The sequence below is a fragment of the Streptomyces sp. NPDC005722 genome, assembly GCF_040630935.1.
GTDB lineage: Bacteria > Actinomycetota > Actinomycetes > Streptomycetales > Streptomycetaceae > Actinacidiphila.
Genome location: NZ_JBEXYN010000006.1, coordinates 73,669 through 91,780 on the forward strand (window position 1 = coordinate 73,669; position 18,112 = coordinate 91,780).

The following is an 18,112-nucleotide window of genomic DNA, read 5'->3' on the forward strand; positions in this document are numbered from 1 at the left end:
CCGGGGGGGAGCACCCCGCACCACCCCCTTCGGCGGGTGTGGGCGCACAACGGCCGGTGGGTGGGCAGAAGGCGGCTGGCCGGCCGCACCGCAGTTCGTGGAGTACGGGTACGAGCGACGGGAGGACCAGGGGTGACCCGCGTTTTCTTATCTCGCCCCACTCCGGACGCGGCGGAGTCGGCATCGAAGGCGCCCTCGGGTCACCTGATCGCGGAGTCGAGAGAAGCGCCAGCCAGGACCCGCGTCAGGATCGATGGGCCCCCCGCCCAGTTCAGGTGAGCTCAACGGCGGCGAACGTGGTCGCCGATGTGGGGGTGCGTCAGGTCGGGCGGGGGAGACTCACGCCAACAGCCGGGGTGTTCCCTCTAGCCAAAGGCCGGTGGGAAACGAGCGGCAGACCCGGTACCGAAGGACGCGGGCTTGGACCGCGAGGCCGTGGGGTTCAGCAAGGTACATGCGGCAACCCCGGACTGCCCTCACACCCCCCACCGGCCGTTGTGCGCCCATACCGGCCGGAGGGGGTGTGTCGGGGTGCGCCCGGAAACGACGAGCGGTGGACGCGGTGCCCAAGGATGTTGAGGTAAACCGCGAGCGTTGAGGACGTGCGCCGGCGCGGCGCCGACCCCACAACGAGTTGCGAGACCCCGCACCAATCGCGCCGGGCAATCGGGCGGGAGGGTGGGAGACAGCCCGCCGCAGGCGCAAAAAAACCCGCACACGACAACCGGCCGCAAGCAAACGACCCCGGGTCAGGCGGCTCCGCCGCCGGGCGCGAGCAGGAGCATGCGCCACACCGCGTCCTCCAACCCGTGCACGGAGGCGATCCACCCCAGCCCCTCCGCCCGCGTCCCGCGTCCCACCGCGACCGCCAGTTCCCCGGCCGCGTCCGCCAGGTCCCCGTGCCGCAGCGCGGGCTCCATGCGGCCCCCACCGAGCCCGTCGGCGACGTACCGCTCGTAGCCGGGCGCCGTGCGCAGGACGCCGACCGGGCGCCACTCCTCCGCCAGCCGTTCGACCGGCTCGCCGCCGACCCGTCGCCCGTCGGCCTCCACGACCTGCGTGCGCGAGCGGTCCACCGCGAGCGCGGTCCACGCGTCGGCCCCGGTGAGCACCGCCGCGGGACGGCAGCGTTCGACGGCCTCCGCGACCGTCCCCGCGCTGTCCGGCCCGCCGCCGACCAGCGGCACGGCCGCCATCCCGGCGTACAGGCAGCCGTAGAACGCCCCGGCCAGGTCCGCGCCCTGCTGGTAGGCGAGCAGCACCCGGCTGCCCGGCGGCAGCAGCCGTCCCAGTCGGGCGGCCACCGCGCGCGCCCGGCGGTCCAGGGCGGCGAAGTCGCAGTCGTACGGCTCGTACGGGCGCCCCTCCGGATGCCGTACGGCCCGGCGGCGCAGGGCGGGACCGGGCAGGCGGTAGACGGACGGCGCCGGCCCTCCCCCGCTGCGGCTGCGCGGTCCGCTCACGGCCTGCGGCACACAACGCGAGCACATGGGCGGCCCTCCACCTCCTCCGACCGGACACCGGCCGGGCCGACGGAATATGCTCGCACTTCACATGAAACTGGACCGAACATTCCCCGCTACTCCCTGGAACGCCCCTCCCGAAAGCCACCCATAGGTGACCGCATACAGGTTGAGGCGGCAAACTGGCACAGGCGGCGGAACCGATCGGGATGGTCCCGCCGTCCGTGAAGACTGTTCCGGCTCGTGATGAACGATCGATATACGCGCTCGTCGTGAAGGGTTCGGCGGCACCAGGGGGCAGGCATGGCAAGCGGTAAGGACCAGGACGGAGCGCTGCGCTTCGCGGTCCTCGGCCCGGTGCGGGCCTGGCGCGGCACGGAACCGATCTCCGCCGGGTCGCCACAGCAGAAGGCGCTGCTGGGGGCGCTGCTGCTGCGCGGCGGCCGCACGGCCACCGCGCAGGAACTGCTGGACGCCGTCTGGGGCGAGGAGCCGCCGCCCACCGCGCTGGCGGCGCTGCGCAGTTACGCCTTCCGCCTGCGCAAGGCCCTCGGCGCCGAGGCGCTGGCCACCGTCGACGGCGGCTACGTGCTGCACCCTGGCGACGGCTTCGACCTCTTCCTCGCCGAACGGCACCAGGCCGCGGCCGAGAAGGCCCGCGCGGCCGGCGACCTGGCCGCGGCCCGCGAGGAACTGCGCGGTGCCCTCGCCCTCTTCGACGGCGAGCCGCTGGCCGGCCTCCCCGGCCCGTACGCCGAGACCCAGCGCACCCGCCTGCAGGAGTGGCGGCTGCAGCTCACCGAGACCTGCCTCGACCTGGACCTGCAGGCCGGCTGCCACGCCGAGGTGGTCTCCGAGCTCACCGTGCTGTCCGCCGAGCACCCGCTGCGCGAGCGCCCCCGCGCCCTGCTGATGCTCGCCCTCTACCGCAGCGGGCGGCAGGCCGAGGCGCTCGGGGTCTACGCCGACACCCGCCGCCTCCTCGACGACGAGCTGGGTGTCGACCCGGGCGCCGAGCTCGCCGAACTCCACCAGCGCGTGCTGGAGGCCGACCCCTCGCTGCTGCCGCCGCCCGTCCCGCAGGCGGAGGCCGTCGCCGAGCCGGTGCGGCCCGCCCAGTTGCCCGCCACCGTCGCCGACTTCACGGGCCGCGACGCCTTCGTCCGCGAACTCGGCGAGCGCCTGGCCGGGTCCTCCGCGGAGGGCGGCGTCATGTCGGTCTCCGCCGTCGCCGGCATCGGCGGCGTCGGCAAGACGACCCTCGCCGTCCACGTCGCCCACGCCGTCGCGGACACCTTCCCCGACGGCCAGCTCTACGTCGACCTCCAGGGCACCGCCGCCCGGCCCGCCGAACCCGAGACGGTGCTCGCCTCCTTCCTGCGCTCCCTCGGCGTCACCGACTCCGCGATACCCGAGTCCCTCGCCGACCGCGCCGCGCTCTACCGGTCGACCCTCGCGGGCCGCCGCGTCCTGGCCCTGCTGGACAACGCCCACGACGCCGCCCAGGTCCGCCACCTCCTGCCGGGCACGCCCGGTTGCGCCGCGCTGATCACCAGCCGGACCCGCATGGTCGACCTGGCCGGGGCCCACCTGGTCGACCTCGACGTCATGAGCCCGGAAGAAGCCCTGCTGCTCTTCACGCGCATCGTCGGGGAGGAACGCGTCGCCGCCGAACGCCAGGCCGCCCTCGACGTCGTCGCCGCCTGCGGCTTCCTCCCGCTCGCCATCCGCATCGCCGCCTCCCGCCTGGCCACCCGCCGCACGTGGACGGTGTCCTTCCTCGCCCGCAAGCTCAGCGACGAACGCCGCCGCCTGGACGAGCTCAAGGCCGGCGACCTCGCCGTCAAGGCCACCTTCGAGCTCGGCTACGGCCAGCTCACCCCGCAACAGGCCCGCGCCTTCCGGTTGCTGGCCCTCGCCGACGGCCCGGACATCTCCCTGGAGGCGGCCGCGGCCGTCCTCGACATGGACGTCTACGACGCCGAGGAACTGCTCGAGACCCTGGTCGACATCAGCCTCATCGAGTCCGCCGCGCCCGCCCGCTACCGCTACCACGACCTGGTGCGCCTGTACGCCCGCGACTGCGCCGAGCGCCACGAGGGCGACGACGCCCGCTGCGCGAGCCTCTCCCGGCTGCTGGACTTCTACCTTTCGTCCGCGATGTGCGCGTACGAGCTGGAGAACCCCGGTGACCGACTGCTCGCGCACCTCGCCCCCGTCGGCCGTCCCGGTCTGCCCTTCGGGTCCCGCGAGGACGGCCTGGACTGGCTGTTCACCGAGGCGCCCAGCCTCCTCGCCGCCGTCCGGCAGGCCGCGGGCGACGGCTGCGAGGGGCCGATGCGGCGCGCCGTCGACCTGCTGCTGGTCAGCCAGGACCTGATGGAGTCCGGGATCTACGCGCGCCAGTACGAGCAGGCCACTCGCGCCATCGTCGCCACGGCCGGCGCCTGCGGCGAGCCGCTCGTGGAGGGCCGGGCCCGCGTGCTGCTGGGCCAGCAGTACAGCCTGGCCGGACGCCTGGAGGAGGCGGACCGGGAGGCCGAACGCAGCCTCGTGCTGGGGCAGGCCGTCGGTGACCCTCTGACCAGCAGTTACGCCCCCAACCTGCGCGGGATGGTGGCCTTCCCGGGACGGCGCTTCCATGACTGCGCCGCCCACCACTCCCAGGCCCTGGAAGCCTTCATGGCCGACGGCAACCGGCACGGCGGCGCCGCCGCGCTGAGCAACCTGTCGCGCGCCCAGATCGAGCTCGGGGACGTCTCCGCCGCCGTGGCCTCGGCGGAGCGGGCCCTGTCGATCTACCGTGAGCTGCGGGCCGGTTTCCGCCTGGGCAACGGTCTGTACGCGCTGGCCATCGCGCTGACGGCGGCCGGTCGCCGCGAGGAGGCCCTGGCGTCGCTCTCCGAGGCGTTGCCCGTCTTCAGAGCGGCGCGGCAGCACTTCTGGGAGGCCATGTCCCTCTTCCGCATGGCGGAAGTGCACCTGTCCTCCGGCGCCCACCGTCAATCGGCGGCGCTGGCCGAGCAGTCGCTGAACGCGCTGCGCGACCTCGGGGGCGAGCTCTACCGCGCGAAGGTGCTCACCGTCCTCGGCCGCGCCCTCGACCAGGCCGGCCAGGTGGACCGTGCCCGCGCCTGCTGGCGGGACGCCCTGGCGGCCTTCGTCGCACTGGGCTCCCCCGACGCCGACGAGGTGCGGCGCCTGCTGCACGGTCCCGCCGCTCCGGCCGTCGCCGTGTAGTCCGTTCCGCCTGCGCAACACCATCGGCACAGGACATCAACAGTTCCGTTTATCGGTTGATTATCGACGCCTGCCACGATTCCATCACTGCAAGAGCTGCCCGCCTGGTAGCGCACGGGGGTCGTTGCCAGGCGGGCTTTCCATCGGCCCAGTTCCACCCACCAGGGGAGGCACCATGAGCGAGACGGCACCCGAGTCCGGCTCCACCGTCGAGGAAGAGCCGGAGGTCGTCACCACCGAAGAGGTCGAGGAGCCCAAGGTCAAGGGCGACGACACCACGGTCAAGCCCGACAACTGGCACACCCCCTGACCGTCGCCTGACACGGGGGACGACCGGCCCGGGGGGGCACGGGGGGCACGGGGGAGAGAACGACGGGGGAACGGTACGACGGGGGACAGCACCACCACGGGGGACGGCACGGCCTGAGGAGCGCACCAAGGGGGGAGTGCTTCCGGGGGGAGCAGCACGAAGGAACCACGGACCGACTGCGGCGCGGAGGGGGCGCCGCAGCCGGTCCTTCTTCGCGTGTGCCGGCCGTCGGCCACCGGTGCCGTACGGCACTTGCGTGCCGGGGGGACCGAAGCGGTATGTTCCACAGCCGAGTCGGCCGCACGCGCACCCGCGGTCCGGGCCGCCTCACGGGCACCACCTGTACGCATGCTGCCGCCGGGTGCCCGCACCCGGCCTCTCCTCCGGAGGCGTCATGAAGTTCGTACGCAAGGCCGCCGTCGTCCTCGCCGCCGTCGCGGCCGGACTCCTCTCCGCCGCGCTCCCGGCCGCCGCCGCGGACAGCCCGGACAACTGGCACCAGACGGTCGTCTCGCCCGACAACTTCCACACCCCCTGACACCGGGCGCGCGGATTCGACCGGGTCCCTCACCGTCCTCGGCGGGAGGGACCCGGCACGTCCCTCACCGCGCCCGCAGGGCCGTCTTGAGCACCTTCCCGCTCGCGTTGCGCGGCAGTTCGGCCAGGAACTCCACCTCGCGCGGCACCTTGTAGTTGGCCATCTCCCGCCGGGACCAGGCGATCAGGTCGTCGGCGGTGACCACGGCGCCCGCCCGGCGTACGACGTACGCGCGGCCGACCTCGCCGAGCCGCGGGTCGGGGACGCCCACCACCGCCGCCTCCACCACGTCCGGGTGGCGGGTGAGCGCCTGCTCGATCTCCGCCGGGTAGGCGTTGAACCCGCCGACGATGAACATCTCCTTGATGCGGTCGGTGATGCGCAGGTTGCCGTCGGCGTCCGTCACGCCCACGTCCCCCGTGTGCAGCCAGCCGTCCGCGTCGACGGCCTCGGCCGTGGCCGCGGGGTCCTCCCAGTAGCCGGACATGACGTGGTAGCCGCGCACCAGGACCTCGCCGGGCCGCCCCGGGCCCTCCGAGAGCACCCGCACCTCCGTGTCGGGGATGGCCCGCCCGGAGGTCGCGGCCACCACCTCCGCGGGGTCGCCGCGCCGGCACATCGTCACGGTGCCGCTCGCCTCCGTCAGCCCGTACGCGGTCAGCACCGTGGCGATCTTCAGCTCGCTGCGCAGCCGTTCCACCAGCTGCAGCGGGATCACGGACGCGCCCGTCACGACCAGCCGCAGTGAACTCAGGTCGTGCCGGCCGCGTTCGGGGTGGTCGAGGACCGACTGGTGGAGGGTGGGCGGGCCGGGCAGCACGGTGACGCGTTCGGCGGCGACGTTGGCCAGGACGGTGCCCACGTCGAAGACCGGCTGCGGGATCATCGTCGCGCCCCGCATGAGGCAGGCGATGATCCCGGCCTTGTAGCCGAAGGTGTGGAAGAACGGGTTGACGATCAGGTAGCGGTCGCCCTCCTCCAGTCCCGCCAGGTCCGCCCAGACGTCGTAGACGCGCAGCGTCTGGGCGTGCGTGACCACAACGCCCTTGGGGTGGCCGGTCGTCCCGGAGGTGAAGGTGATGTCGGAGGGCGCGGAGCCGTCGATCGCGTCGGAACGGGCCCGTACCGCCGCACCGCTGACGGGGTCGCCCGCGGCCAGGAAGTCCTTCCAGCGCCGGTAGCCGTGGCCTTCGGGAGCCGCGTCGGACAGGACGACGACCTGTTCCAGGTCCGGCAGCGGGTGCTCGCGCGTCGCGCGCCGCAGCGCGGCGACGTAGGAGGTGCCGAGGAAGGTGCCCGTGACGAAGAGCAGCCGGGCGCGGGTGCGGCGCAGCACGTAGGCCGCCTCCGCCCCCTTGAAGCGGGTGTTGAGCGGGACGAGCACCCCGCCCGCGGTGACCGAGCCCAGGGCGGCGGTGATCCAGTCGAGCGTGTTGGGGGCCCAGACGGCCACCCGGTCCCCCGGGGCGATCCCGGACGCCACCGCCGCCGCGGCGGCGCGCTCGACCCGGGCGCCGAGTTCGGCGTACGTGACACGGGTGCGGCCGTCCACCACCGCCTCGCGCCCGCCCCAGCGCCGCGCGGCCTCCCGCACGAGCCGTGGGACGCTGCCCCACTCCAGGTCACCGCGCATGCGCCGAGCACCTCCCCATGAGCTGACTATCCGTCAGATTAGCGATAACCTGACGGGATGTCAGCATTGAAGGACGCCACCGCGATCGTCGGCATAGGCGCGACACCCTTCGCCAGGCACCTCCCCGAGTCCGAGAAGTCGCTCGCCTGCCGCGCCGTCCTGGCGGCGCTCGACGACGCCGGGATCGAGCCGCACGAGGTCGACGGCCTCGCGTCGTACACGATGGAGGAGACCGACGAGGTCGAGCTGGCCAAGGCCGCCGGTCTCGGCGACCTCACCTTCTTCTCCAAGGCAGGCTTCGGCGGCGGCGGTTCCTGCGCCACCGTCGCCCACCTCGCCGCCGCCGTCGCCACCGGCCAGGCCACCGTCGGCGTCGCCTGGCGGTCCCGCAAGCGCGGCAGCGGCCCGCGCCCCTGGACGAACACCACCGTCCAACTGCCCACCCCCGCGCAGTGGACCCGGCCCTTCGGCCTGCTGCGGCCCGCCGACGAGATCGGCATGCTGACCCGCCGCTACATGCACGAGTACGGCGCCACCCGCGACCACCTCTTCAACGTCGCCCTCGCCTGCCGCAACCGCGCCAACCAGAACCCGGCCGCGATCATGTACGACCGCCCGCTGACCCGCGAGATGTACATGACCTCGCGCTGGATCAGCGAACCGCTCTGCCTCTACGACAACTGCCTGGAGACCGACGGCGCGCTCGCCTGCGTCCTCGTCTCCGCCGACCGCGCCCGCGACTGCCGGCAGCGCCCCGTCTACGTCCACTCCGCCGCCCAGGGGCTGCCCGCCCAGCACCACGGCATGGTCAACTACTGGACCGACGACCCCCTGACGGGCCCCGCCTGGACCGCCGCCCGCCACCTGTGGAAGCACGCCGACCTCACCCCGGGGGACATCGACGTCGCCCAGGTCTACGACGCCTTCACCGCCCTCGTCCCGCTCTCCCTGGAGGGCTACGGCTTCTGCGGCCGCGGCGAGGGAGGCGCCTTCACCGAGGGCGGCGCCCTGGAGATCGGCGGCCGGCTGCCGCTCAACACCTCCGGGGGCGGCCTGAGCGAGGCGTACGTCCACGGCTTCAACCTCGTCACCGAGGGCGTACGGCAACTGCGCGGCACCTCCACCGCCCAGGTGCCCGGCGCGCGGACCTGCCTGGTCACCGCGGGCGAGGGCGTCCCGACCTCCGCCCTGATCCTGAGGAGCTGACATGCTGAGCCCCGTCACCGACGACGACGGCGCCCCCTTCTGGGAGTACGCCCGCGCCGGCGAACTGCGCGTCCAGGCCTGCGCCGACTGCGGACGGCTGCGCTTCCCGCCCCGGCCGTGCTGCCCGCACTGCCACTCCTTCGCCGCCGAGTGGCGGCGCACCAGCGGCCGCGGCCGCGTCTGGTCGTACGTCGTGCCCCATCCCCCGCTGCTGCCCGGCTACGCCGAGCAGGCCCCGTACAACGTCGTCCTCGTCGAGCTCGCCGACGACCCCCGGATCCGGCTGGTGGGCAACCTGGTCACGGCACCGGACGCCCGGCTGGACTCCTTCGACCCCGCCCGCATCCGCATCGGCGCCCCCGTGAAGGCGGTCTTCCATGACGGCATCCCGCGCTGGCTTGCGCTGTGAGACCGGCGACGGCGTCGCCGTCGTCACCCTCGACCGCCCGGAGCGGCACAACGCGATCGACCTCGCCACCGCGGCCGGACTGACCGAGCTGTGGAAGGAGTTCCGCGCCGGTGACGAGGTCCGCGCGGTCGTCCTCACCGGGGCCGGCGACCGTGCCTTCTGCACCGGCCTGGACCGCGCGGCCGAGGTCCCGCAACCGCCCTCCCCCTACACGCTCGACGATCCACTGCTGACCGTCGGGCCCAAGGCCAACGACCTGTGGAAGCCGGTCATCGCCGCCGTCAACGGCATGGCCTGCGGCGGCGCCTTCTACCTGCTCGGCGAGTGCGAGTTCGTCATCGCCGCCGAACACGCCACCTTCTTCGACCCGCACACCAGTTACGGCATGGTCAGCGCCTACGAGGCCATCGCGATGGCACAGCGCATGCCGTACGGCGAGGTGATGCGCATGGTCCTGATGGGCACCGCGGAGCGGATCGGCGCGCGGCGCGCCCACGAGACCGGACTGGTCTCGGAGGTCGTGCCCGGGCCGCTGCTGCTCGACGCCGCCCTGCGTGCGGCGGCGGTCCTGGCCGCCCACCCCACCGAGGCCGTGCAGGGCACCGTCCGCGCCGTCTGGTCGGCCCACGAGGCCGCGCGGGCCCAGGCCTTCGCCCACGCGCCGCACCTCGTCGCCCTCGGCAACCTCCCCCCGGAGCGCCAGGCCCGGCTGTTCGCCGGCCGCACCCGGGAGCACCGCGTGCGCTGACGCGTCCTGCCCGGACCCGCCCCGGACGAGGAGCCGGGGCCGCCTTGCTGCGGCGGCCTCACGACGGCCGGAACGGGGTCACCCTGACGGCCCCTCGCGTGGCGCCCCCGTCCCGCGCCGCGTAAGTTGGCCGGCGGCGGCCGTCGTTGCCCCTTCCGTGTGCGGCACGACGGCCGTCAGCCGGGTCCTCACGTACGCCGGGTCGCCGCCTCGGTGCCCTTCACGGCGTTGAGGGCGTACACGCAGCGGTCCTTGCTGCTCGCGTAGACCACACCGTCCGAGACCACCGGGGAACCGGTGATCTCGCCGCCGGTCTCGAGCTTCCAGCGCAACTGGCCGCCGCTCGCGTCGACCGTGTACAGGCAGTGGTCCTTCGAGCCGAAGTGCACGCGCCCGTCGGCCACCACCGGGGAGCCGACGATCTCGCCCTGCGCGGCGAAGCGCCACTTCGGGGTGCCGGAGACCGCGTCGAGCGTGTACAGCGCGCCTCCCGCGCCCAGCATCACCGAACCGCCCGCGATGAGCACGGGCTCCACGCTCTGCCGCTGCTCGGTCGCGACCCGCCAGCGGTCGCGTCCGTCCACCGGGTCCAGGGCGTAGACGGTGCCCAGGTAGTCCGCGACGTAGACACCGCCGCCGGTGACGCCCGGTCCGGGCACGTAGGCGGGCGGCGCGAACATCACCGCGGGGGCGTCGAAGCGCCACCGCTCGGTGCCGCTGCGGGCGTCCAGGGCGAGCACCCGGTTCCCCACGGTCACGTACACCGCGCCGTCGGCGACGACCGGACGGGTCGGCATGGCGCCGCCCTCCCCGGTCGGGTACGACCAGTGCTCGGTGCCGCTCGTCGCGTCCAGGGCGTGCAGCCGTCCGCCGCCGTGGAAGTAGACGACCCCGTCCACCACGCTCGGGCCCGACTCGGGCGTCTCGAACTCCGTCTGCGCCCCGCCGCGTTCCCAGCGCAGCCGCCCGGCCGCGGCGTCCCAGACCTGCACGCCGCCGCCGCGGGTGCCGGTGACGACGGTCCCGCCGTCCGCGCGGAGGGAGTAGATCCAGCCGTCCACACCGGTGCGCCAGTGCTCGGAGCCGTCCGCGGCGTCCAGCGCGTACAGGCTCGGCCCGTCGGAGCCGTGGATCCGGCCGCCCGAGACCGCCATCGTCCACGCCACGTCACGGGTCTTGAACTGCCGCCGCCCGGTGGCCACGTCCAGGGCGTGCACCTCGAAGGAGGTCACGTAGAGCCGGCCCGAGGAGACGACCGGGGTGCCCCACACGTCGTTGGACATGCGGAAGCGCCACGGCCGCCATTCGCCCGGCGGCACCGCGGGCGCCTGCGGCACGCCCTGGGGACCGCCCTGACCGCTTCCCTGACCGGGCACCGCCGCCGGCGGTCCTGCGGCCACGCCGCCGCGACCGGCCCAGCCCAGCGCGCCCCCGGCGGCGGCGGTGGCCGCGGCCTGGTTCTTGCGCTCGGCGAGCCGCATCCCGGGTCCTATCGGTGCCGAACCGGCGAGCTGCACCGGCCCGCCCGGGCCCTCGGCGGCGACCGGAGGGGGCCCCGCCGGTCCCACGGGCGGCACGGGAGGCCGCGCCGGCATCGGGGGCACCGCGGCGCCCGCACCACCGCCGCCCGGCACCCCGCCGCCCGCGCCGCCGCCGGGGGCGCCCGGCCCCGCGCCGGGGCGGCCGCCACTGCGCCGTTCCTCTATCAGTCCCACCGCCGCGGGCGGCAGCCACGCGGAGGCCGTACCGGTGTCGTCACCCGCGGACGAGAACAGATGCGGCGCCAGCTGCGCCTGCAGGTCCGCCGGGCTCGGCCGGCGGTCGGCCTCCATCCGCATGCACGCCTCGATGAGGGGGCGCAGATCGTCGGGCAGGCCCGACAGGTCCGGGCCCTCCCGCAGGAGCATGAACACCGTCTCCACGGGGTTCGCCCCGTGGAAGGGCGCGTGCCCGGTCGCGGCGAAGACCAGCGTCGAGCCCAGCGAGAACACGTCGCTGGAGCCGGTGACGCTGCGCGAGTCCTTGGCCTGCTCGGGCGACATGTACGCGGGCGTGCCGACGGCGACGTTCGTCATCGTCAGCCGCGTGTTGGACACCCCGCTCGCGATGCCGAAGTCGATCACCCGCGGACCGTCCTCCACGACGAGCACGTTGGAGGGCTTCATGTCCCGGTGGACCAGCCCCGCCCCGTGGATCGACTGGAGCGCCTCCGCGACCCCGGCCGCCAGCCACCGCACGGCCTGCACCGGCAGCGGCCCCGACTCGTTGACGATCTCCTCGAGCGAGGGCGCCGGCACGAACGCCGTCGCCAGCCAGGGCACGGCGGCCCTGGGATCGGCGTCGACGACCGCCGCCGTGTAGAAGCCGCTGACCGCGCGGGCCGCCTCCACCTCACGGGCGAAGCGCACGCGGAACAGCTGGTCCTCGGCCAGCTCCGCCCGTACGGTCTTGATCGCCACGCGCCGGCCGGATGCCGAGCGCGCGAGATAGACCAGGCCCATACCGCCGGCACCCAGCCTGCCCAGCACCTCGAAAGGGCCGATCCGTCTCGGATCGTGCTGCGTCAGCTGCTGCACCACTGTCCTGCCACCTCCCCGTGGGTTCCCCCCATCCCGGGGTCCGTCCCTGATTCTTCCTGGGATGAGTATCAGTTGCGAACCCGGGGCGGTGTCGACACGCGATTACCTTCGATTCGGTTGCGGATCCGGGTGCGTTCAGGACGGCTTCCCGCCGACCGTGGTAGCGGGGTCGATCAGGGCGAAATGGGCACCCTGGTCGTCAGCGACCAGGAGGAAACGGCCGAAAGGCGAATCCATCGGACCCAGGGTGACCCGGCCCCCGAGCCGCACGACCGTTTCCGCGGCCCGGTCGGCGTCGGAGACGGCGAAGTAGACGATGAAGTGCGCGGGCAGTTCCGCCGGGAACCCCTCCCCCATCCGGAAGCGGCCGAGCACCGCGTTCCCGGGCGTGACCTCCCGGCCCTCGGGGACGAAGATCCGGAAGTCGACGGCCTCGTCCTCGATCCGCTTGCCGCCGAAGCCGAAGACCTGCTCGTAGAAGGGGTCGGTCCGCTCGGTCTCCCGCGTGTAGACCTCGGTCCAGATGTAGGAGCCCGGGACACCGGTCACCTCGAAGCCCCCGTGCGTGCCGGCCTGCCACACCCCGAAGACCGCACCGCCCGGGTCGGCCGCCATGAGCATCGTCCCGAAGGGCCCAACCGCCATGGGCTCCATGATGAGTTGGCCGCCGGAGTCGCGGATCCTGCTCGCGGTGGCCCGGATGTCGGAGGAGGCGAGGTAGACGTTCCACACCGTCGGCATCCGGCCGTCCGGCTTGGGGGAGAGGGCCGCGACGTTCTTCCCGTCCGGGCCGTACGCCTGCGTGTACTGGCCGTACTGCTCCTCCCCCTCCCCGAAGGTCCAGCCGAGCAGCCCGCCGTAGAAGCGCTTGCCGGCCTCCAGGTCATTGAGCATGGCGTCGGCCCAGCAGGGGGTGCCCTCGGGGTGTGCGGCCATCTCGTCCTCGATTCGTCCGATGATGCGACCGGCGATCCCGATTCACGTGGGGATTCGCATGGATCGACGGAGTGTCTGGCTTGACACGTTATCGGCGGATCCCCCGCTGTGCCCGAGGAGAAATCGAACACATGGCCTTCCCCATTTGCAGGCATCGAATCGCGCGCTGATCACCAGCCCGTAAACTGACGGCATGACAGGACAAGTTCGCACCGTCGACGGCCGTGTGGCAGGCCGCCGGGGACAGGCGACGCGGCAGAAGCTGCTCGACTGCCTCGGCGAAATGCTCAGCACGTCGCCGTACCGGGACGTCAAGGTGATCGACGTCGCCCGGATGGCGGGTACCTCCCCCGCAACGTTCTATCAGTACTTCCCCGACGTCGAGGGCGCCGTCCTCGAGCTCGCCGAGGAGATGGCCAAGGAGGGGGCCGCGCTGACGGACCTCGTCGCCGGCCGATCCTGGGCCGGCAAGTCCGGCGCCACGGCGGCGGAGGAACTGGTCGAGGGCTTCCTCTCCTTCTGGCGCAAGCACGACGCCATCCTGCGCGTCGTCGACCTGGGCGCCGCCGAAGGGGACAAGCGTTTCTACAAGATCCGCATGAAGATCCTCAACCCCCTCACCAACTCCCTTTCCGATTCGATCAAGGAGCTCCAGGGCAAGGGCCGGGTCGACAAGGATGTCAGCCCGGCAGCCGTCGCCGGATCCCTCGTCGCGATGCTCGCCGCGGTCGCCGCGCACCAGAAGGGTTTCCAGACCTGGGGCGTCAAGCAGGCCGAACTGAAGCCGAACCTCTCGCTGCTGGTGCACCTCGGCGTGACGGGCAAGAAGCCGACGCGGTGACGCCGCGGCGCTGACGCCCGCCTCCGGCGGCATTGTTGAGCTACGTTCACGTCGAAGTCCTGCCTGCAACGACGCGGGCGCCCACCGGTCCTCGGGGGAGGTTGCCGGCCCGGGCGCCCGCGTTGTCCTTTCCGGGGGCTCCCCTCCTGCGAACCCGCGCTACGGCTTCCCCGGCGCCCCGCCGCCCGGCTCCCTGGGGACCAGCCGGAACAAGCGGATCCGCCGCTCCACGCGCCGCGCGTAGGTCGCGTACGGCGGCCAGAACTCCAGCAACGCCGCCCACACCGCCTCGCGCTCGCCGCCCGTCAGCAACTCCGCGCGCACGGGGAGGTCCCGGCCGCGCCAGTTGACCTCGGCGTCGGGGTGCTTGAGCAGGTTCCCCGTCCACGCCGGGTGGTCGGTGCGGCCGAAGTTGCTGCCGACCAGTACGAAGCTGCCGCCCTCCTCCGGCATGCAGGCCAGCGGGGTGCGCCGGGGCAGACCGCTGCGCGCTCCGGTGGCGGTGAGCACCAACCCGGGCAGCATGCGCGCGCTGAGCAGCACCCTGCCGCGGGTCGCCCGGTGCACGAACCGGTCCACCGCCGGCACGACATGCGGCCCCACCCTGGCGAACAGCCGGGTCGACGACACCTTCTGCACCGCCGTCCGCAACAGGCTCATGCCGTCGCCCTTTCCCGGCTCGTGGTCGTGGGCACGGTGCCGGCGGGGGCGGCGGTGAAGAGGCCCGCGCCCTCGGCCGCGTGGGCCCGCAGCGCGTGCACGGGGCCGAAGAGCAGGTCGTCGGAGGCGGCCCGTTTCACGTACAGGTGCGCGTGGTGCTCCCACGTGAAACCGACGCCGCCGTGCAACTGGACGGCCTGTCCCGCCGCGGCACGCAGCGCCTCCAGGCCCTGCGCGAGCGCGAGCGGTGCCGCCACCGCGGCGTCCGGCGCCTGCTCCTGCTCCTGCTCCTGCTCCTGCTCCTGGGTGCTCCCGACGGCCCAGGCGGCGTAGTAGGCGGCCGAGCGGGCCGCCTGGACCTGGACGTAGAGGTCGGCGAGACGGTGCTTGACGGCCTGGAAGGACCCCACAGGCCGCCCGAACTGCTCCCTGACCGCGACGTACTCCACGGTGCCCGCGAGCGCCCTGGAGGCCGCCCCCACGGCCTCCGCGGCCAGTGCGGCGGCGGCCAGGACACCCGTACGGGCGAGTGCGGGGCGCGGATCGACGGCGTCCTCCCCGCCCAGCGGCTCGGCGGGGACGTCGCGCAGTTCGACGCGGGCCTGTGGGCGGGTCTCGTCCAGGGCGGTCAGCCGCCTGCGGAGCAGGCCCGGGGCGTCACCGCGGACCAGGAAGAGCCGGATGCGGCTGCGGGCGTAGCCACCCGCATGGGCGGCCACGAGGAACAGCCCGGCACCGGGGCCGCCGAGCACCTGGTCGGCCTGCCCGTACAGCCGCCAGACGCCGTCGGTCCGGCGGGCCTGCACGCCCCCCGCGCGGCCGCCGCCCGCCCAGTCGCCGGTGTTGGGGCGGGTGAGGCCGAGGGCCACCGGGGGCGCGGCGAGGGCGGCGGGTTCACCGGAGGCGAGGCGTGGGAGCAGGGCCCGGCGCTGGGTGTCGGTGCCCAGCGCCTCGACCAGGGGGGCGGTGAGCACGGCCGTGCCCAGCAGCGGCGAGGGCAGCAGCGCCCGGCCGGTCTCCTCGCAGGCCAGCACGAGTTCCGTGCGGCCGCAGCCGGCTCCCCCGTACGCGGTGGGGAGGGCGAGGCCGGGCAGCCCCAGCGACTGCGCCAGCAGCCGCCACAGGCCGGCGTCGTGGCCCGCGGGGGTTCGGACGGCGGACTTCACCTCGTCCGGTCCGCAGCGTTTGCCGAGCAGTTCGCGCAGGGTGCGGCGGATCTCTTCCTGCTCCTCGGTGAAGGCGGCGTCCACGGCGAGCTCTCCTCCCACCCCGGGGCGTCCGGAGGCGTCCGGAAACCGCGGATCTGATGTACCGTCAGATTCATGGCTCAGGGTCAGGGTACTCGCAACGGCCGCGAAGTCGCCGTCCTCGGCGTCGCGTTGTCGGACTGCGGCCGGGTCGACGACGCCACCCCCTACGCCCTCCACGCGCAGGCGGCACGCCGCGCGCTCGCCGACAGCGGGCTGCCCCGGTCGGCCGTGGACGGCTTCGCCTCGGCCGGGCTCGGCACGCTCGCGCCGGTCGAGGTCGCCGAGTACCTCGGGTTGCGGCCGCGCTGGGTCGACTCGACGTCCGTGGGCGGGGCGACCTGGGAGGTCATGGCGGCACACGCCGCCGACGCGATCGCCGCCGGGCACGCCGACGTCGTGCTCCTGGCCTACGGCTCCACCGCCCGCGCCGACCTCAAGGCCGGGCGGCGCACCGCCAACCTGTCCTTCGGGGCGCGTGGGCCGCTGCAGTTCGAGGCCCCGTACGGGCACACGCTGATCGCCAAGTACGCGATGGCCGCCCGCCGCCACATGCACGCGTACGGCACCACCGCCGAGCAGCTCGCCACCGTCGCCGTCCGGGCCCGGGCGAACGCGGCCCGCAACCCCGACGCGATGTACCGCACGCCGATCACCGTCGACGAGGTCCTGTCCGGGCCGATGATCGCCGACCCGTTCACCAAGCTGCACTGCTGCGTCCGCTCCGACGGCGGCTGCGCGGTGCTCCTGGCCGCCGCGGAGTACGTGCGGGACGCCGCACGGCCCCCGGTGTGGGTACTGGGCTCCGGCACCGCCGTCTCGCACGCCACGATGTCGGAGTGGGACGACTTCACGGTCTCCCCCGCCGCGGTCTCTGGGCCGCAGGCCTTCTCGCGCGCGGGCGTCACCCCGGACGAGATCGACCTCGCCGAGATCTACGACGCCTTCACCTACATGACCCTGGTGACCCTGGAGGACCTGGGCTTCTGCGCCAAGGGGGAGGGCGGGCCCTTCGTCGCGGCGTCGCCGCTGCCCGTCAACACCGACGGGGGCGGGCTGTCGGCCTGCCATCCCGGCATGCGGGGCCTGTTCCTGATCGTCGAGGCGGTGCGGCAACTGCGGGGGGAGGCGGGCGAGCGGCAGGTGCGCAAGGCCGGCGGGGCACTGCCGGAGCTGGCCGTGGCCTCGGGGACGGGGGGCTGGTTCTGCTCCTCGGGGACGGTGGTGCTGGGGCGGGGCTGAGGGGCGCGGGGCCTGCCCGCGCCGCTCCGTCCCCGCCCCGAGGCGTCAGCCGGTGATGGCGACCGGGGCGTCCCAGTCGCTGCGGTCCACGGTGATCGTGTAACCGCCGCGGGTCTCCTTGCTGTTGACCATGTACTGGTGGCCGCGGCGGTGGCCCGTCCACAGCGACGTGGCGAACGGCCAGTCGGCGGTCGTGGTCTTGCGCTCGTCCCACAGCGCGTACCAGAGGATGTCCGGCATGTCGGTACGGTTCGTCGTCGTGGCGACGGCCTTCGCGCTGGAGCTGCGGAAGCCGTAGAAGCCGGCCCAGTACCCCTTGGCGTGCACCGCCTTGTCCCAGGCCCGGACGTAGGTGAGCACCGCGTTGTTGCACGAGGTGTTGGCGACGTCGTAGGACTCCATGTCCAGGTACACCGGGCTGCCGGCCTTCATCCCCAGCGCCGACGCCTTGGCCACCGCGTCCGCGCCGTCCTTCGCGCCGAGCGAGGCGGCGGTGGAGGCGGTCAGCTTCTCCGGGTTGCGGCTGGTCTGGCACGGGGGCTGCGCGCCCACGTAGAGCGGGATCAGCTTCCAGCCCGTGGCGCTGACCGACTTGACCCAGGACGCCGTGAGGTTGGGCTGCGCGCACCCCCGGTTCCTGCCGCCGACGTACACGGCGGCCGCGCCGTAGAAGCCGTTGTGCCACGCCTTCATCGCCGACGCGGACGGCGCCGTGCACGTGTCGAACGCCCGCCCGGTGAACACCTTGGGCGCCGGACGCGACACGGTGGTCGCCATCGAGGCCTCCGCGGCGACTCCGCCGCCCACGAGCACCGCGGCAGCGGCCACCGCCCACGCGATGTAACGACGCTTCTTCGACATCCGGTGACCGGACATCCCCACCCCATTCACGAACAAGGGACGCACCGCACCGGGTGCGCCTGGCAGAACTCCGAGGCCCCGGGACAGCACGGCGCGCGACGGCCGTGCGGCGCGCGGCCGCACCCGTGTACGGGTCCGCGGCGCGCGAGGGGCGGATCGCACCCTAGCCAACCCACCCCTCCCGATCGGGAAAGCACAT

Annotated in this window: 15 protein-coding genes; 8 read left to right on the plus strand and 7 right to left on the minus strand. The window is 73.8% G+C overall.

Annotated features, from left to right (window positions below; all coding sequences use genetic code 11):
* Positions 1–749: 749 nt before the first annotated feature.
* Positions 750–1,490, minus strand: a complete 741-nt coding sequence (locus ABZ479_RS09880; RefSeq protein WP_500461033.1) for an AMP-binding protein — start codon at positions 1,488–1,490, stop codon at positions 750–752.
* A gap of 276 nt (positions 1,491–1,766) precedes the next feature.
* Here ABZ479_RS09880 and afsR point away from each other — a divergent pair, with 276 nt between their 5' ends.
* The 3 genes from afsR to ABZ479_RS09895 all read left to right on the plus strand — a co-directional run bounded on the left by afsR (position 1,767) and on the right by ABZ479_RS09895 (position 5,551).
* Positions 1,767–4,703 (plus strand): SARP-family global regulator AfsR, encoded by a 2,937-nt coding sequence (gene afsR / locus ABZ479_RS09885; RefSeq protein WP_500461034.1) that lies wholly within the window; start codon positions 1,767–1,769, stop codon positions 4,701–4,703.
* Positions 4,704–4,878: 175 nt separating this feature from the next.
* Positions 4,879–5,013, plus strand: coding sequence for a hypothetical protein (locus ABZ479_RS09890; RefSeq protein WP_265737386.1), 135 nt, complete (start codon positions 4,879–4,881; stop codon positions 5,011–5,013).
* A 394-nt stretch (positions 5,014–5,407) separates the two neighbouring features.
* On the plus strand, positions 5,408–5,551 hold the full coding sequence (locus tag ABZ479_RS09895; RefSeq protein WP_500461035.1) for a hypothetical protein: 144 nt from the start codon (positions 5,408–5,410) through the stop codon (positions 5,549–5,551).
* A gap of 64 nt (positions 5,552–5,615) precedes the next feature.
* Here the strand turns inward: ABZ479_RS09895 and ABZ479_RS09900 are convergent, their stop codons facing one another.
* Positions 5,616–7,184, minus strand: a complete 1,569-nt coding sequence (locus ABZ479_RS09900) for a FadD3 family acyl-CoA ligase (protein ID WP_500461036.1) — start codon at positions 7,182–7,184, stop codon at positions 5,616–5,618.
* 57 nt (positions 7,185–7,241) lie between these two features.
* Between ABZ479_RS09900 and ABZ479_RS09905 the strand changes: the two genes are divergently transcribed.
* From ABZ479_RS09905 to ABZ479_RS09915, 3 genes are read left to right on the plus strand one after another with little or no spacing between them, the layout of a single operon-like run.
* Positions 7,242–8,390, plus strand: coding sequence for a lipid-transfer protein (locus tag ABZ479_RS09905; protein WP_500461037.1), 1,149 nt, complete (start codon positions 7,242–7,244; stop codon positions 8,388–8,390).
* Position 8,391: 1 nt separating this feature from the next.
* Complete coding sequence (locus tag ABZ479_RS09910) at positions 8,392–8,799, plus strand: Zn-ribbon domain-containing OB-fold protein (RefSeq protein WP_499599966.1); 408 nt, start codon at positions 8,392–8,394, stop codon at positions 8,797–8,799.
* On the plus strand, positions 8,768–9,547 hold the full coding sequence (locus ABZ479_RS09915; protein ID WP_500461038.1) for an enoyl-CoA hydratase/isomerase family protein: 780 nt from the start codon (positions 8,768–8,770) through the stop codon (positions 9,545–9,547). Before ABZ479_RS09910 ends, ABZ479_RS09915 begins: the two co-directional genes overlap by 32 nt.
* A gap of 188 nt (positions 9,548–9,735) precedes the next feature.
* Here the strand turns inward: ABZ479_RS09915 and afsK are convergent, their stop codons facing one another.
* Positions 9,736–12,126: a protein serine/threonine kinase AfsK gene (gene afsK / locus ABZ479_RS09920; RefSeq protein WP_500461039.1), complete on the minus strand. Its 2,391-nt coding sequence runs from the start codon at positions 12,124–12,126 to the stop codon at positions 9,736–9,738.
* A 135-nt stretch (positions 12,127–12,261) separates the two neighbouring features.
* Positions 12,262–13,062: a VOC family protein gene (locus ABZ479_RS09925; RefSeq protein WP_500461041.1), complete on the minus strand. Its 801-nt coding sequence runs from the start codon at positions 13,060–13,062 to the stop codon at positions 12,262–12,264.
* A 193-nt stretch (positions 13,063–13,255) separates the two neighbouring features.
* Between ABZ479_RS09925 and ABZ479_RS09930 the strand changes: the two genes are divergently transcribed.
* Entirely contained in the window at positions 13,256–13,903 is a 648-nt protein-coding gene (locus tag ABZ479_RS09930) for a TetR family transcriptional regulator (protein ID WP_089222431.1), read from the plus strand.
* A gap of 159 nt (positions 13,904–14,062) precedes the next feature.
* Here the strand turns inward: ABZ479_RS09930 and ABZ479_RS09935 are convergent, their stop codons facing one another.
* Both ABZ479_RS09935 and ABZ479_RS09940 read right to left on the minus strand, forming a co-directional pair.
* Positions 14,063–14,563, minus strand: coding sequence for a nitroreductase/quinone reductase family protein (locus tag ABZ479_RS09935; protein WP_500461044.1), 501 nt, complete (start codon positions 14,561–14,563; stop codon positions 14,063–14,065).
* The gene (locus ABZ479_RS09940; protein WP_500461046.1) at positions 14,560–15,813 is read right to left on the minus strand and encodes an acyl-CoA dehydrogenase family protein; all 1,254 of its coding nucleotides are present in this window, start codon (positions 15,811–15,813) and stop codon (positions 14,560–14,562) included. The genes ABZ479_RS09935 and ABZ479_RS09940 overlap by 4 nt, the downstream gene beginning before the upstream one ends.
* Positions 15,814–15,885: 72 nt before the next feature.
* On the opposite strand from ABZ479_RS09940, the gene ABZ479_RS09945 reads away from it, so the two are divergent.
* Positions 15,886–17,052: a thiolase C-terminal domain-containing protein gene (locus tag ABZ479_RS09945; RefSeq protein WP_500461048.1), complete on the plus strand. Its 1,167-nt coding sequence runs from the start codon at positions 15,886–15,888 to the stop codon at positions 17,050–17,052.
* A 45-nt stretch (positions 17,053–17,097) separates the two neighbouring features.
* On the opposite strand, the gene ABZ479_RS09950 is transcribed toward ABZ479_RS09945, so the two are convergent.
* Positions 17,098–17,928, minus strand: a complete 831-nt coding sequence (locus ABZ479_RS09950; RefSeq protein ID WP_500461050.1) for a glycoside hydrolase domain-containing protein — start codon at positions 17,926–17,928, stop codon at positions 17,098–17,100.
* Positions 17,929–18,112 lie beyond the last annotated feature (184 nt).